At 29.1% G+C, this 14,980-nt stretch carries 18 protein-coding genes; 1 reads left to right on the forward strand and 17 read right to left on the reverse strand.

Features of this window, described 5'->3' with window-relative positions:
* Positions 1-3: 3 nt before the first annotated feature.
* The 14 genes from VC03_RS05065 to VC03_RS05130 all read right to left on the reverse strand — a co-directional run bounded on the left by VC03_RS05065 (position 4) and on the right by VC03_RS05130 (position 11,478).
* Positions 4-1,587 (reverse strand): DEAD/DEAH box helicase, encoded by a 1,584-nt coding sequence (locus tag VC03_RS05065; RefSeq protein WP_046328954.1) that lies wholly within the window; start codon positions 1,585-1,587, stop codon positions 4-6.
* On the reverse strand, positions 1,577-2,458 hold the full coding sequence (gene ylqF / locus VC03_RS05070) for a ribosome biogenesis GTPase YlqF (protein WP_046328955.1): 882 nt from the start codon (positions 2,456-2,458) through the stop codon (positions 1,577-1,579). The genes VC03_RS05065 and ylqF overlap by 11 nt, the downstream gene beginning before the upstream one ends.
* Entirely contained in the window at positions 2,451-3,125 is a 675-nt protein-coding gene (gene rsmI, locus VC03_RS05075) for a 16S rRNA (cytidine(1402)-2'-O)-methyltransferase (protein WP_046328956.1), read from the reverse strand. Before rsmI ends, ylqF begins: the two co-directional genes overlap by 8 nt.
* Positions 3,125-4,426, reverse strand: a complete 1,302-nt coding sequence (locus VC03_RS05080) for a S41 family peptidase (RefSeq protein ID WP_046329315.1) — start codon at positions 4,424-4,426, stop codon at positions 3,125-3,127. The genes rsmI and VC03_RS05080 overlap by 1 nt, the downstream gene beginning before the upstream one ends.
* Positions 4,416-5,165, reverse strand: a complete 750-nt coding sequence (locus VC03_RS05085; protein WP_046328957.1) for a TlyA family RNA methyltransferase — start codon at positions 5,163-5,165, stop codon at positions 4,416-4,418. Before VC03_RS05085 ends, VC03_RS05080 begins: the two co-directional genes overlap by 11 nt.
* Positions 5,162-5,608 (reverse strand): divergent PAP2 family protein, encoded by a 447-nt coding sequence (locus tag VC03_RS05090; protein WP_046328958.1) that lies wholly within the window; start codon positions 5,606-5,608, stop codon positions 5,162-5,164. The genes VC03_RS05085 and VC03_RS05090 overlap by 4 nt, the downstream gene beginning before the upstream one ends.
* The gene (locus VC03_RS05095) at positions 5,601-5,927 is read right to left on the reverse strand and encodes a YhbY family RNA-binding protein (RefSeq protein WP_046328959.1); all 327 of its coding nucleotides are present in this window, start codon (positions 5,925-5,927) and stop codon (positions 5,601-5,603) included. Before VC03_RS05095 ends, VC03_RS05090 begins: the two co-directional genes overlap by 8 nt.
* The gene (gene rlmB, locus VC03_RS05100) at positions 5,914-6,630 is read right to left on the reverse strand and encodes a 23S rRNA (guanosine(2251)-2'-O)-methyltransferase RlmB (protein WP_046328960.1); all 717 of its coding nucleotides are present in this window, start codon (positions 6,628-6,630) and stop codon (positions 5,914-5,916) included. Before rlmB ends, VC03_RS05095 begins: the two co-directional genes overlap by 14 nt.
* Complete coding sequence (gene murA, locus VC03_RS05105; protein WP_046328961.1) at positions 6,627-7,895, reverse strand: UDP-N-acetylglucosamine 1-carboxyvinyltransferase; 1,269 nt, start codon at positions 7,893-7,895, stop codon at positions 6,627-6,629. Before murA ends, rlmB begins: the two co-directional genes overlap by 4 nt.
* Positions 7,888-8,463 (reverse strand): DUF1694 domain-containing protein, encoded by a 576-nt coding sequence (locus VC03_RS05110; protein ID WP_046328962.1) that lies wholly within the window; start codon positions 8,461-8,463, stop codon positions 7,888-7,890. The genes murA and VC03_RS05110 overlap by 8 nt, the downstream gene beginning before the upstream one ends.
* Positions 8,464-8,524: 61 nt before the next feature.
* A complete protein-coding gene (locus VC03_RS05115) occupies positions 8,525-9,529 on the reverse strand; it encodes a PTS transporter subunit EIIC (RefSeq protein ID WP_046328963.1) in 1,005 nt (334 codons plus the stop codon).
* A 277-nt stretch (positions 9,530-9,806) separates the two neighbouring features.
* Positions 9,807-10,079, reverse strand: a complete 273-nt coding sequence (locus tag VC03_RS05120) for a type II toxin-antitoxin system RelE family toxin (protein ID WP_046328964.1) — start codon at positions 10,077-10,079, stop codon at positions 9,807-9,809.
* Positions 10,069-10,335: a hypothetical protein gene (locus tag VC03_RS05125; RefSeq protein WP_046328965.1), complete on the reverse strand. Its 267-nt coding sequence runs from the start codon at positions 10,333-10,335 to the stop codon at positions 10,069-10,071. Before VC03_RS05125 ends, VC03_RS05120 begins: the two co-directional genes overlap by 11 nt.
* Positions 10,336-10,851: 516 nt before the next feature.
* Positions 10,852-11,478, reverse strand: coding sequence for a hypothetical protein (locus tag VC03_RS05130; RefSeq protein ID WP_046328966.1), 627 nt, complete (start codon positions 11,476-11,478; stop codon positions 10,852-10,854).
* Positions 11,479-11,657: 179 nt separating this feature from the next.
* Here VC03_RS05130 and VC03_RS05135 point away from each other — a divergent pair, with 179 nt between their 5' ends.
* Positions 11,658-12,131, forward strand: coding sequence for a hypothetical protein (locus VC03_RS05135; protein WP_046328967.1), 474 nt, complete (start codon positions 11,658-11,660; stop codon positions 12,129-12,131).
* A 48-nt stretch (positions 12,132-12,179) separates the two neighbouring features.
* Here VC03_RS05135 and VC03_RS05140 read toward each other — a convergent pair whose 3' ends face one another.
* The 3 genes from VC03_RS05140 to VC03_RS05150 all read right to left on the reverse strand — a co-directional run bounded on the left by VC03_RS05140 (position 12,180) and on the right by VC03_RS05150 (position 14,980).
* Positions 12,180-12,638 (reverse strand): DUF441 domain-containing protein, encoded by a 459-nt coding sequence (locus tag VC03_RS05140; RefSeq protein ID WP_046328968.1) that lies wholly within the window; start codon positions 12,636-12,638, stop codon positions 12,180-12,182.
* A 271-nt stretch (positions 12,639-12,909) separates the two neighbouring features.
* On the reverse strand, positions 12,910-13,719 hold the full coding sequence (locus VC03_RS05145) for a DUF4198 domain-containing protein (protein WP_046328969.1): 810 nt from the start codon (positions 13,717-13,719) through the stop codon (positions 12,910-12,912).
* 70 nt (positions 13,720-13,789) lie between these two features.
* Positions 13,790-14,980, reverse strand: a complete 1,191-nt coding sequence (locus VC03_RS05150) for an acetate/propionate family kinase (protein WP_046328970.1) — start codon at positions 14,978-14,980, stop codon at positions 13,790-13,792.

Consider the following 14,980-nt stretch of genomic DNA (forward strand, 5'->3'; position numbering starts at 1 on the left):
ATATTACCTTCTACCTTTTTTTGATTTTGACTTCCCATTTGATATTTCTACTATAGGTTTTTTTGCATCTTTTCTATTCATTGCCTTCATTATTTCTTCTGCTTCCTTGAATGGAACAGTGATAAATGAAAACTTATCCATAATCTTTATGTCCCTTATCTTTCTACCTGGAACTTTTGCTTTTTTATGTAATAGTTCTAGTAGTTTTGATGGTTTCATACCATCTCTTTGTCCTAGGGCTATGAACAGACGAGTTTTATCGTCTACTTTTATGCTCACATCTTTTATTTCGTTATAGTTTTCCTTTAAGAATTCATCATCATATACATGTCTTAATAGTGATGCTACAATTACATCATGATTTCTATTTGACAATATCTTTCTTGCTAAATCCATATATTGACCGTAGTCATCTTCTAGCACTATTTCATCTATACTTGCTAATAGATTTTCTTTCTTAGCTTCTAATATTTGTTCAACATTAGGAACACTTTCTTTAACTATTTCAGATTTTGTTAGACGTTTAATTTGTAGCAACTTATTAATTTCCTTAGGTGTTACAAATGTTACAGCCACTCCCTTTTTACCAGCTCTTCCTGTTCTCCCTATTCTATGAACATAGGCTTCTGGTTCTTGTGGTATAGAGTAGTTTATTACATGTGTTAAATCTGATACATCTATTCCTCTTGCTGCTACATCTGTTGCAACTAATACATTTAATATTTTTTGTTTGAATAAATCTAGTGTCTTTTCTCTTAGACCTTGTGTAATATCCCCATGTATACATTCAGCACTATATCCTCTTGCCTTAAGTTTTTTAGTTACTTCATCTACATCTTGCTTAGTCTTACAAAATACTATTCCATAAAAATCTGCCCTATAGTCTAATACTCTACATAATGCTTCAAACTTATCATCTGGTCTTACTTCAAAGTATATTTGCTTTGTTAAATTAGTTGTTAACTCTTTCTTTTTGACCTTTATCTTCTTAAAGCTAGGCATAAACTCTTTTGCAATAGCTAATATTTCATCTGGCATAGTAGCTGAGAAGAACAACATTTTCTTATCATCATTAGTACTTTTTAAAATTTCCTTTATGTCGTCTATAAATCCCATATTAAGCATTTCATCAGCTTCATCTAATATGAAATATTCTAATTGTTTTAATTTTAATGCCTTCTTATTTATCATATCCATTACACGTCCAGGTGTCCCAACAACTATATCCACACCTTTTTTTAGTGATCTTAATTGTGTTTCTATTGATGCTCCACCATATACTGCAAGTATACGTATATCCTTATCACCCTTTAGTGAATATATTTCTTCTGATACCTGTACAGCTAATTCTCTAGTTGGTGTTAAAATTAAAGCCTTTACATCTTTTGTAGGTTCTAAAAGTTCTAGTATAGGCAGTGAAAACGCTGCTGTTTTACCCGTACCTGTTTGTGCTTGACCTATTAAGTTAGTACTCTCTTTTAAAAGTTCGGGTATAACTAACTTTTGTATTTCTGTTGGCTCAGTAAATCCTTTCTCCATAATCGCTTTTAGCGTAGATTCGCTAAGTCCTAATTCATTAAATTTCATCTATTTCCTTTCTTGGTAACTCAAGGAAGAATTTTCCTAATTTTCCTTGTCTATAATCTTTTAAAATTCTTTTTGAAACTTGTTCATAATCAAATTCCTTTGTGTTAATTAACAATCTGTTCTCTATTTTTTTTAGTAAGACGTGATAATCATCATCACCTTCTTCTATTCCATATACACTATATACATTACCTAATATTTCATATTCCTTCATCTTCTTAAGTAATTCTATACATACTTCTTCTATAGGTAGCACATCATCTCTTATTGATCCTGTTATGGCTAAGTTTACTGCTACACTATGACTATCAAATTTAGGCCATAATACACCTGGTGTATCTAGTATGAAGAAATTATCATCTACATTTATCCATTGTTTACCTCTAGTAAAACCTGGCATATTACCTACTCCAGCTTTACTTTTACTTGACAGTCTATTTATTAGCCTAGACTTACCTACATTTGGTATACCAGCTATAATAGAACGGATTTGTGTTTTTCTTAAACCTTTTTTAGCTACTTTTTCAAGCTTTTTATTGTATAATTCCTTTATCTTACTCTTAATATCTTTAATATTCATTCCTTTTTCTGCACTTATGGGAATAATGTAGTCGGCTGTATTAGTTTTTAAAAAATATTTTTTCCATATATCTAATTTATTTTTATCCACTAAATCAACCTTGTTTAGTAAGACTATTCTTGTCTTATTCCCCACTATTTTCGATATTTCAGGATTTCTACTTGATAATGGTATTCTTGCATCTAATATTTCTAATACCACATCAACTTGCTTTATTTCTTCGCTAAACATATCCATAGTTTTTTTCATATGCCCTGGATACCAGTTTATGCTTGTTTTATCACTATTCATCCTTATCACAAAGTCCTTTTATTATCAACACCATTTCACCTTTTAGAGGTTTTTTCTCTACCTTATCTATTAAATCTAATACCTCTCCTCTAATAACTTGTTCGTAGACTTTAGTTAATTCCCTTGCAATAACTATATGTCTATTCCCTAAGTAGCTATATATATCTTTTAAAGTTTTAAGTAATCTATTTGGTGATTCAAGAATGATAATAGGGCGTTTTTCCTCTTGTAGACTTAAGAATAGAGTTTGTCTACCCTTCTTTTTAGGTAAAAATCCCTCATACGCTATTCTTCTCATACTATATCCAGATATACTAGCTGCACTTAAAATTGAAGAAGGTCCAGGTACAGTAACCACCTTTATTCCCTCCTTCAATGCCTCATTTACCAACTCATATCCTGGATCAGATATACAAGGCATACCAGCATCTGTAACTATTGCAATATCCTTATCTTCTTTTAATATGTTGATAATATTTGGAATTTGATGCATTTTGTTATGTTCATGATATTGATATATAGTATTCTTTATTTCATAATGATCTAATAGTTTTCTTGTTACTCTCGTATCTTCTGCAAAGATATATTCGACCTCTTTTAATGTTCTAACTGCTCTAAAGCTAATATCTTCTAAATTTCCAATAGGAGTACCTACAACGTATAACATTACTTACCTTCCTTTAAATATTCAATAGCTCTTTTTAACTGAGTATCTCCTTCTTTAATCATCTTGTCTGCTTCTTTTTTACCATGTATTTCAACTAATAGTTTTTCTATTTCTTTCATTCTATTTTTCTTTGCTTGTTCTGTTTCTGAGCTATATCCCTTACTTGATAATAGAGTTTCCATCTTTACTGTAATATCTGGTTCTATTCCTTGTTTATTAATATTTTTACCCTTAGGTGTGTACCATTTAGCAATAGTAATTTTTAATGCATCTCCTGATCTAAATGGTAATATATTTTGTGCAACACCCTTACCATAAGTCTTTTCACCTATTATTTTCGCTCTGTTATAATCCTTAAGTGTACCTGTTAATATTTCTGATGCTGATGCACTTCCTTTATTAACCAACACTACCATAGGCCCTGTATATATTTGCTTATTTGTTCTCTTAAATACTGTTTCATTACCATTTTTGTATTTTAAGCTAACAATATTGTCTTCCTTAACAAATAGAGAGGCTAAGTCTACAGCTTCTTTAAGTGATCCACCTGGATTAGTTCTTAAATCAAAGATTAATTCTTTCATACCCTTAGATTGAAGATCCTTTATTGCATCATCTATTTCTTTTGCTATACCATCACCAAATTGAAGTAAACTAATATATCCAATATTCTTATCTAACATCTTGTATTCAACATTATCTAATTTAATATTATCTCTTACTAGGGTAATAACTAGAGGTTTTTTTAGTCCCTTTCTTACTACTTCAACAGTAACACTAGTTCCCTTTTTACCTTTTAACATCTTAGAAGTTTCTGTTGCTGTTTTATCACGTATGTCTTGATTATCAACTTTAGTTATTCTATCCCCTATTTGTATACCTGCTTTAAATGCTGGTGAACCTATAAAGGGTGATATTACTTCCATTGATTCACCTTTTTGTTTTCTAATTGACATCCCTACACCTGAATATGTACCATTTAAACCTTCATTCAAGTCTTTAAATTCTTCTTTAGATAAATATTCTGAATATGGATCATCAAGATCTGACAATATTCCTCTTAAAGCTGCTTGATATTGTCCATCAAGTGTTAATTTTTTATCACCAACCCATATTTCATTAACAGTATTAATAGTTTCAATTATTTTTTGTAATTGTGTAATATCCTTAAAGCTTGCCTTATTTGAAGATGTCGCACTTAAAGGCATCGTAGTTGTTTTAGCATTGCAATATTTTGAAACACTTACTGTCATTAATATTCCAGCTAAAAAACATAAAAAATATCTTATCTTACTTTTCATTTTGTTCCTTTCTAACATAAAGTAAATATTCAACATTTCCTTTTGTTCCTTTTATAGGGGAAGTTTCAACGCCCAATATATTAAAACCTTTATCTAAAAAACAATTTACAACTTTTTTTATTGCCATATCATGAGCATCTTTATCCCTAACTATTCCATTTTTACCTATATATTCTCTTCCTACCTCAAACTGTGGTTTAATTAAAAGTACAGCTTGTGCATCACTCTTACTAAGTAAATATACATAATCAACTATTTTTGTTAGAGAAATGAAGGAAACATCTGCTACTACTATATCTGCTAACCCTTTTACTAACATATCTTTTGTAACCTTATTAATATGCATATTTTCTATACTTAATACTTTTTCATTCTGTCTTAGGGTATAGTCCAATTGATTTGTACCAACGTCTATACTATACACAAAGCTTGCACCGTGTTGTAAGCTACAATCTGTAAAACCTCCAGTTGACGCTCCAATATCTAATACTATCTTATCATTAAAGTCTATATCAAAGCGTTTTATAGCCCCCTCTAGCTTAAGTCCTCCACGACTAACATAGGCTAATTTTTCTTTTATTCTAATACTTTTAAGATCTTCTTCCTTAAACATAGTACCAGCTTTAGTTACAGCATGTTCGTTGATTATGACGTTTCCTGCCATAATTTCCCTTTTTGCTTTTTCTCTTGTACTAAAATATCCTTTTTCACAAAGTATTAAATCTAGTCTCTTTTTCATACTAAATATCCTTTTAATATTACTGTTATTATTATACCTAATAAGCAACCCATAAACACTTCAAAAGGAGTATGTCCTAAAAATTCTTTAAATGATTTAAATTCTTCACTTTTGAATATATCCTTGTCACTAGATATTATCTTATTAAGTGCCTTTGCGTGCTTACCTGCTTCTCTTCTAATACCTGTTGCATCATACATTACTACAATTGCTAATACAAAGGTTATTGAAAATAGGGGGCTTGCAACTCCATACACCAATGCCATTGCTGTACATAGTGAGCTAACACTAGCAGAGTGTGAACTGGGCATACCACCTGTTTCAAATATTTTTGAAAAATCTGGTGATTTACCCTTTAACATAGGCATAAATATTTTTAATCCCTGTGCTATTACTACAGACAGAATTACGATTAATAATATATTATTTCTATTTTTATCCATTTCTATTTCTCTTTCTAAATTCTAAGAAATCGCTTGTAATCTTACCTTTTTTATTTTCCTTAAAGAATATCATAGTATGCCCTATATCATATACTGCAACACATTTTGCATACTCTTCTATTTCTTTTTGTAAATCACGTGTAATTATCTCATCTGAATTAGATAATATTTTAATTTTAATTAATTCCTGCTTTGTTATCGCCTTATTGATACTATCTAAAACAGTTTCATTTAACCCTTGTTTACCTATTCTTACCACTGGCTCTATATCATGGGCTAATTTTCTTAAATAATTTCTTTCTTTACTACTTAACTTCATTTTGCTCCTCTTGCATTTTAGCTAAAAATATACCCGTTGCAACACTTACATTTAATGAATTAATTTTTCCTAATAAAGGTATCTTAACTATCATATCACTATGTTCTCTTACTTTTTTTCGTATACCATTACCTTCATTACCTACAACTAAGACTTTCTTTTTAGCATATTCTATCTTATCGTATTGTTTATCGCCTTCACCTGCTGCAGCATAAACAAAATATCCATATTTTTTTAACTTATCTATTGTATCAGAAATGTTTACAACTTGTACTATATCCATATGTTCTATTGCACCAGCAGATGATTTGATAACAGTTTCAGTTACCTTAACATTATTTCTATCTTGTATTATTATACCCCTAACTCCAAAGCACTCACACGAACGAATTATGGCACCAAAATTACCTGGGTCTTGTATTTGATCTAGTATAACTATTAATGACTCATCATGTATTAATTCTTTTTCTAAAAAAGCTTCTAAAGTTGTATAATAGTCGTATTCTAATAAGTATCCTACTATACCTTGTGAATTATCAAATCTTTTATTGGTATAGTTTATCTTAATATTATTAGTACTTGCTATTTTTAATAGTTTTTTTATACTCTCTTTTTTTATACCTGTATATATTTCTATCTTTTCAAAGCTTTTACCACTATCAAGTGCTTCTATTATTGGATTCATACCTATTATTTTCTTCATATTTCAAATTTCTCCCTCTTAATATCTGCACCTAATTTTATTAGCTTTTCTTCTAATTTTTCATATCCTCTATCTACATGATAAATTCTATTTAACCTAGTTTGTCCTCTTGCAACTAGCCCTGCTATAACTAAAGCTGCTCCTGCTCTTAAATCAGATGCCATAACATCTGCACCACCTAGATGGTCTACACCCTCAATTATTGCAGTATTGTGATGTATCTTAATATTTGCACCCATTCTATTGAATTCTGCAACGTGCATAAACCTATTTTCAAATACAGTTTCTTCTATTTCACTCTTTCCTTTAATTAAGGCTAGTAAAAGCATTGTTTGTGCTTGTGCATCTGTTGGAAAACCTGGATGTGGCATAGTGATAATATTTGCAGGTTTCAAATCTTTTACCTTACCTATTACTTTTAATATATTGCCATCTTTAACAAATTTAACCCCCATAGATTCTAATTGTGACTTAAATATTCCTAAATCTTCTAAGTTTCCGTTCTTTATATACATCTGCCCTTCTGTAACAAGAGATGCTATTACATAAGTTGCTGTTTCTATTCTATCTGGCATTATACTGTATTCCACAGCATGTAATTTTTCTACACCCTCTATTTCTATTTCATCTGTTCCAAGACCTTTAATTTTAGCTCCCATTTTAATTAAGAACTTACCTAAGTCAACTATTTCTGGTTCTTTTGCTGCATTGATTATTCTAGTTGTACCTTTTATCTTAGTTGCAGCTATTAAAATGTTTTGTGTTGCACCTACTGATGGAAAACTTAAAACTATATCATCACCTTTTAAATTGCTAGAATCTACATACACATAACCATGTTCTTGTATAATCTTAGCACCTAATTTTTCAAATCCAAATAAGTGTAAGTCCACAGGTCTTGAACCTATAGAACAACCACCAGGTAATGAGATTATTGCTTCATCAAGATTTGCAACCATAGGTCCCATTACTAAAAAAGATGCTCTCATCTTTTTTACTATTTCATATTCTGCCTTATTATTTGTTATTCCGTTATTTAAAATTTCATATTCATGATCACCAATTTTTGTAACTTTTAATCCCAATGATTCTAAAAGTTTAAATAGAACACGTATGTCTGATAGATTAGGTACATTCTTTATTGTATACTTACCTTTTTCAATTAGTGTTGCTATAATTATCGGCAATGCTGCATTTTTTGCTCCACTTACTTCTATAACTCCATTTAAAGGTTTTCCTCCTGTTATTACGAATCCATCAACCATATATCTTTCCTCCTAATTTTTCTTCTAATGGGCATTTTTCTCCACAAAGTTTATCAAAAAAACTTAGCTCCATGTATTGATCTTTTAACTCTGGTAAAAGTTTTTTTACTATTTTCATATATCTATGACTTATCTTTTTACCTAAAGCCTCATAATATACAATAGGCATACCTCTTTCTTTAATAATTTCTAATCTAGATTTAACGACGGGATCTTTTTTTCTATCTACTGCATCATCAGCACATACAACAAGGCATATGTCGCTTTGATAAGATAATCCATCTACTATTTTACAACTTACCCCATAAGTTTTAGCTAAATCTATATATTTTTTTAAGAATTTCATATCTACTTTTCTTGATAAAATCATTTTAGTTGCTATTTTCTTCTCCAAAGCCTTAGAGACCTCAGGGTAAGCTAACTTTTCTTCTACTTCCTCCTTAGTTAGTGCAACTATAACCCTTTCTTTATATATCCCTAAGAATTGATTTTTTTCATAAAAAGCTTTTCCAACTCTTTCTCTCTCTTTTTCTAATTTTTTTAACACATCATTTTCTAAATTTTCCATAAGTAAATAGTAACATAAAAGCGTCATAAATGCAATAAAAATAAGCTACACATAAAGGTAGCTATTGTTTATTTTTATTCAAAAAAATTGTGATTATAAGGGGAATAAAAAATGCTAATAGTAGGCCTATAAAAAATTCTAACCACTTTGCTACAGGTATAGCTATGAACCCTAATACACTAGATATACCTAATGTAAATGATAATATGTGATTATATGAAATATATATAGATGCTATCATACTCCCTATTAAAGATGCATAGAAAGCTTTTCTTTTCTTTAAAGTTACACCAAACATTGCAGGTTCGGTTATACCCATTAGGGCTGAAAACATTGCAACTTTTTGTACATTTTTTTCTTTTTTATCTTTTTCTGTTAACATAATGGCTAAAACTGCACCTGCTTGAGAAACATTAGACATTGTTGCAATGGGTGTAATAAAAGTACCACCTGTCTTTGAAATTTCAGCTATTAATTGTGTTTCTATAGGTAAAAAAGCATGGTGTAGACCTGTTACAACTAGGGGTGCATATATTAACCCTAGTATACCACTACCTATATATCCAAATCTTGTGTAGATATAGCAGATGAATTTAGTTAACATCTCCCCTAAGTTATATAGCATAGGTCCTAAAAGGAAAAAAGTCAACCCACTTGTTATAACTATAGCTATAAGGGGAATAACCATTTCACCAACATTTCCTAATATATATTTTTTTAAAAATTTTTCTATCTTAACTTGAATGTAGCATAAAACTATTATCGGTAATACTGTTGCAGTATAATTTACATGATAAGTAGTATAGCAACTTTCACTTACTAATATTAGTCCCAAACTTGCACCTAAATACACATTACCACCATATGCTTTTGCTGCAGAATAGCCTAGTAGGACTGGTAGTAGCATCAATGGTGCTTGTGATACAACAAAAAACATATCATGTAAAAAAACTAATTTTGGAAAGTGTAATAATATCTTAGCTACACCACCTAATAACCCGCATATTAGAAATATGGGGATTATAGGGATAAATATATCGCTTAATTTTGTAATAATTTTTTTCATATCTCCTCCAAGTATATTATACTATTTTTTAAAATCGAGTAGGGACTAAAATATAGCCCCTATCACACCACTGTACGTGCCGTTTGGCATACATATGATAGCATATCTATCTATTTTTTTATACTTTTTCGTCATTTAATTATACAGTTTTTACTTTTCAATTTTTTTGTTTTAATATAATTTGCTTAAATTTGCTCTTCTAAGCTCCAAAATCAAAAAAGGGGTGCTTTTTTTGTGCCCCTTAACTTTTAAAATCTCTTAGAATGAAAAATATGGCTTATTTTTTATATATTTCACCCCTGCTATCAATATCAAAAACTAATATGACAATTTCAGTATCTATAATTCTAAATATTGCTCTATAATCTCCTATTCTCATTCTAAATATATCATAATAATCTTTATGAATATATTTTTTTATATCATATTCAAATATTTTATTTTTATCTTTTGAAATTTCATCAAATGCTTTCATAAATTTAATTCCATAAATTTTGTTTTTCTTTATAAACTTTTTAGCTTCTTTTTTATATAAAACCTTATAAAACATCTTCTAATTTCAATTCCTCTCCACTTATATCTGAAAAATCAATGTTTTTACTATCTATTTCTAATTGTTCTTCTTTTGATAATAAAGAAATATTTGAATTTAAAAAATCTAATAAACTTATTTCTTCTTCTTGTTTTATTCTTTCTAAGGCTGTTTCTCTTAAAAACTCTGAAAAATTATATCCTTTTTTTAAAATAAAATTTGAAATTAAATCATAATCTTCTTGCTTTAAAGTAATATTTTTACGAATAGTCATAAATAGGTCTCCTCCTTCTCAATATGTTTCATACTCACTATACATATCATACACATTATATCATTTTTAATTATAATTTTCAAATAATCTTTTTATAAAACATCTCACTCCAGAATTTTTTGGAGTCAAAAAATACTCAAATACGCTCTCAGAAGCTCTAGAATACACCAGATTGTAAATTCAATGCATTAGGCTTATAATAACGAGAATATTCATTATCCAATCGAGTAGGGTCTAATATGTGCCCCCTCTCACACCACTGTACGTGCCGTTCGGTATACAGCAGTTTAATTCAAATAATAATCCAAACAACTTTGAAGGGGCTGTTGCAAAGTGACTAATTTTTATTGAAATTTTTCATTTTGTTAAGCTTAGTTTTGATGAGAGTATTAGAGTATAAAATAGATAATGTTATGTCAGTAAATAAAATACAAGAAGCATTGAAAAGCTGTACTTGTAGAGAATATAATAAAGGAATAAAAAAAGAAAGGCTAAGCCTTTCTTAGATAGAATATATTAGTGTTTATGATGATGATTTGCTAATTTAGTTAAATCCATTTCTGATATAAACATAGCTGTTCTTGTTAAGTTCTTTTCCATTTTTTTAGTATCGTCATATTTAGAGAATAAAATTATTGTAAATCTTCCTTTTTCTTCTGTAAATACTCTGTCTTTTGTTTCTTCATTTATAGTCATCTTACCATTGAAAGTTAATCCTTCTTTCTCTTGTAATCTTACTTTTGTATATTCTTTATTTAAAAAGTCTACATGGAAATGTGGGAATCCACCATTGTATGAATGGAAATTCATTTCTTTTTCAAATTTAGAAGAATTGTAATCACTTCTATCGAATAATAGGATAGCTACTTTTAGGTGTGCACCATTTTTAGTCTTTTGTATTGTGATTAACTTATTAGCTGTTTCGTAACCATTTTCAGTTTTTTCTACATCAACCATACCAAATTCACCTATTTTAGCATGTAATTCACCTTCATGTGTTCCAATAGATAAGTCTGTGTTTAATGATCCTTTTACTGAATGATAATTAACTGCATTTTCTAATTTTGCTTCTTCATGATGATGTTCATGAGCAAATGTTAAAAATGATAACATAAATGTTAAAGTAAGTAGTATTTTTTTCATATATATTTCTCCTTCTTTTTTTTGTACTGTAAAGTATACAGCCCCTCCTTTATTTATATAATTTAATTTATATATTGTTTTTATTGGGTTGTAGCACTTTCTATAAAAAAAATTGTGATACCTCCCATTTTTCTTGTATAATTGAATCGCTTAACACAACCAAGAAAGGGTGATATCACGTGTCAATTATAGCAAATTTTATTAATAATATTCAAGACCTAACTTTTTCAAATGTTATTTTATCTCTTAATAATCAAATTAATTCCTTAGATGAAATTTCTAGATCTCCTCTTTATGAGTATTTTAAGCTTGATAAAGAGGCTATTAAAGTCCCTATTGTTAGTTCTCCTTCTCTTAATTACAAAGAAATACTTTCTAATGGTAATTTTAAGCATTCTAAGGCTTATTTAAAGCCTAACTTCCCTAATCCTAATCAACTATGTCCTAAATGTAATTCTACTAAAGAATGGCATTACATGCATACTAAAACTCAAAAAAGATGTAAGTTATGTCTTAAAACTTTCATTTTTAGTGAACCTAATAAATTTAATACATCTATTTTATCTAATGAAAGTTTAAAATTTTATTGCCCTTATAGAATTAAAGCTAAAAATGAAATTATTAAAGAGCATGGAAAATTAAATCCTACTTAACTATGAAAGACTTATATGGCATTAATATATCACATAGTATTTTATTTTTTATCTAATAAAATTTCCTATTAATTTAATAATCACAAAAGTCATACCAGAAGCTATTATAGGTCCAACAGCAGTCCCTCCTAGTGATACTATTCCTATTATTATACCTATACTACCAGCTATAACTACATTAGGACTAATACTTTGAAATTGTATTCCTTGTTTTGATAATAGTGAAGCTATTATTCCTATTATAACAGCGATTAATCCTTGATAACTTGTAAATGTTTCAATTAGATTTTTTATACTTATTTGACCTAAAGCTATTGGCGATAATATTGCTATTGTTAATATAAACACTCCAAATTTTAAGCCTTTTGACTTAAAAAATCCTAAAGTTTTATCTTGAAAAGGTAAAATGCTAAGCAATAAAACTATTATAGATGCATAAAGTAAACCTTTATTTTTACTAAAATAGCCAACTACACACATTAAAACCAAAATTATATATTTATCCATTTTTACCCTCTTTTAAAATAATGTTAAAAATGAGAACATAATTGTTAAAGTAAGTAGTATTTTTTTCATATATATTTCTCCTTCTTTTTTTTATGTCTCGATTATATCTTCTCATTTTTTTTATGTCAATAAGCTAAATTCAGTTATTTTTTAGATACTTTTTTAAAAATTCCCTTAATTTATATCCTAACATAGAAAAAAATTTTTTGGATATTTTTCAGTTATATTCCAAAAAAAGAGTAAAAAAAGAGAAGGTTTACACCTTCTCAATCTATTTTTGAACTTCTATCCATAAAACTGCATCGTGTTCTACTTCTTTACCGTCTAATGTTTTCTTAGTAGCAGCATCTATTACTGAGAATCCCCATTGTCCTTTTTCAGTAGGAACAAATGAGAACATACCATTATCATCTGTTAATATTACTGCTGTTGAATGTTCTGTTTTAGGTTTACCTACAAACATACCATCCTTTATATCATAATTTTTAAATTCAACTTCAACTCTTTTATTCTTTGCTGGATTTCCATTTTCATCTACAACTTTTGCTGTAAATACTTGGTTCTTCCATACATTTGTTGGATCTATATGTGGTATTATTTCTGGTTCACCTTTAGGCATTTGACGTTCTTGCCATTCATCACTTTCTGTATCGCCCTTCTTTATGTATACTTTTGTTGCTTGTTTAATATATCCATCTTCACTCTTTTCAAAGTATGGTGCTGGGACGAAAATAACTGTCCAAACCCCTGGTCTCAACCCTTCTTTAAAATTAAAATCGTATGTGTATGCTAAAGCCTTATTATCTTTTTTACCAAATTTTGTCTTTATTAATTTATCCTTAGCATTTATTACAGTATCTCCCTTTTTTAATAGAAAAGCTTCAACTGGTTTAATTTCACCCTTAGCATTCTTCCCTATATCCATAGAGAATCCATTTTCTGCTGGGTGTGTAAATAACATATCAAGTTTAACATTCTTTGCTGAACTATCAATAGCAAAATTAGATGTACTTATCATTTGAAAATGTGCAAATGACAATGTACTTAATAATATTGTTAAAGAAAAAATTGATTTCTTCATTTTTTTCTCCTTTCATACTTATATCAATATTATCTTCCTTTTGCCTTTATTTGTCAACAAAATATTTTTGCTATAAAACTAATCTTTCAACATCTAGTGCAATCATAAGCTCTTCATTAGTTCTAATTCTATATACTTTAACTTTAGAATCTCTATCGGTTAACAGTACATCGTCATTAGTTCTCATGAAATTATGCCCTTTGTCTAACTTTACACCTATAGCCTTCAATCTATCACAGACATATTCTCTTGTTTCAGGTGAGTTTTCACCTATACCTCCTGTGAATATTATTGCATCTAATCCACCTAATTCTACATAGTATGAACCTATATAGCTTGCTATTTTATTACAAAATACATTAAGTGCTAACTTTGCATTCTTGTTACCCTTATCAATTAGTGATAGTATATCCCTATTATCTGAGCTACCACATAGCCCCTTCATACCACATTCTTTATTAAGATAATTTAACATTTCTTTTTCATTAAATTCCTTAACATTAGATAAGTACTCTAATATTGATGGATCTATATCTCCACTACGTGTTCCCATAGGAAGCCCTGCTAGTGGTGTGAATCCCATAGTTGTATCAAATGATTTTCCATCTTTTACTGCTGTAATTGATGCACCATTACCAAGGTGACATACTATTATATTCTTTAAACTAGAATCTATCTTATCCAATTTTTTTACTATGTATCTAACTGATGTCCCATGGAATCCATATTTTCTTATTTGATACTTTTCATAATCTTCATACTTTAGTGCATATATATATTTTTCTTCTTCCAATGTTTGATGGAATGATGTATCAAATACTGCTACATTAGCCTTATCTGGCATAAGTCTTTTACACACATTGATTCCTTTAATATTTGCTGGATTATGTAATGGTGCTAAATGTGACACACTCTCTATATCCTTTAACACTTCATCTGTAATTACTGCAGAATCTTTAAAGTATTCACCACCATGAACAACTCTATGTCCTATCGCATCTATTTCAGAATAATCCTTTAATACTCCTATTCTTTCGTCTGTTATAAGGGAAAGGACCTTTTTTATTGCTTCTTCGTGATCATGAAAGTATACTGGTACATTCTTATCCTTCAAATCTTTCTCTACATTTGTTACTGTGTATATTGAATTTTCATGCCCTATTCTTTCACACAAACCTTTCATAAGTGTTTTTTGCGTATTTGTTTCAATTATTTGAAATTTAATAGAAGAACTCCCACTATTTAATACAAAAACTTTCAT

This window comes from Sneathia vaginalis, assembly GCF_000973085.1.
GTDB lineage: Bacteria > Fusobacteriota > Fusobacteriia > Fusobacteriales > Leptotrichiaceae > Sneathia > Sneathia vaginalis.

Bases quoted from the DNA above. Each gene is read 5' to 3' on its own strand.
- VC03_RS05065 (WP_046328954.1), bottom strand. From the start codon at position 1,587: ATGAAATTTAATGAATTAGGACTTAGCGAATCTACGCTAAAAGCGATT.
- VC03_RS05140 (WP_046328968.1), bottom strand. From the start codon at position 12,638: ATGGATAAATATATAATTTTGGTTTTAATGTGTGTAGTTGGCTATTTT.
- VC03_RS05085 (WP_046328957.1), bottom strand. From the start codon at position 5,165: ATGAAAAAGAGACTAGATTTAATACTTTGTGAAAAAGGATATTTTAGT.
- VC03_RS05130 (WP_046328966.1), bottom strand. From the start codon at position 11,478: ATGAAAAAAATACTACTTACTTTAACATTTATGTTATCATTTTTAACA.
- VC03_RS05145 (WP_046328969.1), bottom strand. From the start codon at position 13,719: ATGAAGAAATCAATTTTTTCTTTAACAATATTATTAAGTACATTGTCA.
- VC03_RS05080 (WP_046329315.1), bottom strand. From the start codon at position 4,426: ATGAAAAGTAAGATAAGATATTTTTTATGTTTTTTAGCTGGAATATTA.
- VC03_RS05125 (WP_046328965.1), bottom strand. From the start codon at position 10,335: ATGACTATTCGTAAAAATATTACTTTAAAGCAAGAAGATTATGATTTA.
- rsmI (WP_046328956.1), bottom strand. From the start codon at position 3,125: ATGTTATACGTTGTAGGTACTCCTATTGGAAATTTAGAAGATATTAGC.
- VC03_RS05095 (WP_046328959.1), bottom strand. From the start codon at position 5,927: ATGAAGTTAAGTAGTAAAGAAAGAAATTATTTAAGAAAATTAGCCCAT.
- VC03_RS05120 (WP_046328964.1), bottom strand. From the start codon at position 10,079: ATGTTTTATAAGGTTTTATATAAAAAAGAAGCTAAAAAGTTTATAAAG.
- VC03_RS05090 (WP_046328958.1), bottom strand. From the start codon at position 5,608: ATGGATAAAAATAGAAATAATATATTATTAATCGTAATTCTGTCTGTA.
- rlmB (WP_046328960.1), bottom strand. From the start codon at position 6,630: ATGAAGAAAATAATAGGTATGAATCCAATAATAGAAGCACTTGATAGT.
- VC03_RS05150 (WP_046328970.1), bottom strand. From the start codon at position 14,980: ATGAAAGTTTTTGTATTAAATAGTGGGAGTTCTTCTATTAAATTTCAA.
- murA (WP_046328961.1), bottom strand. From the start codon at position 7,895: ATGGTTGATGGATTCGTAATAACAGGAGGAAAACCTTTAAATGGAGTT.
- VC03_RS05110 (WP_046328962.1), bottom strand. From the start codon at position 8,463: ATGGAAAATTTAGAAAATGATGTGTTAAAAAAATTAGAAAAAGAGAGA.
- ylqF (WP_046328955.1), bottom strand. From the start codon at position 2,458: ATGAATAGTGATAAAACAAGCATAAACTGGTATCCAGGGCATATGAAA.
- VC03_RS05115 (WP_046328963.1), bottom strand. From the start codon at position 9,529: ATGAAAAAAATTATTACAAAATTAAGCGATATATTTATCCCTATAATC.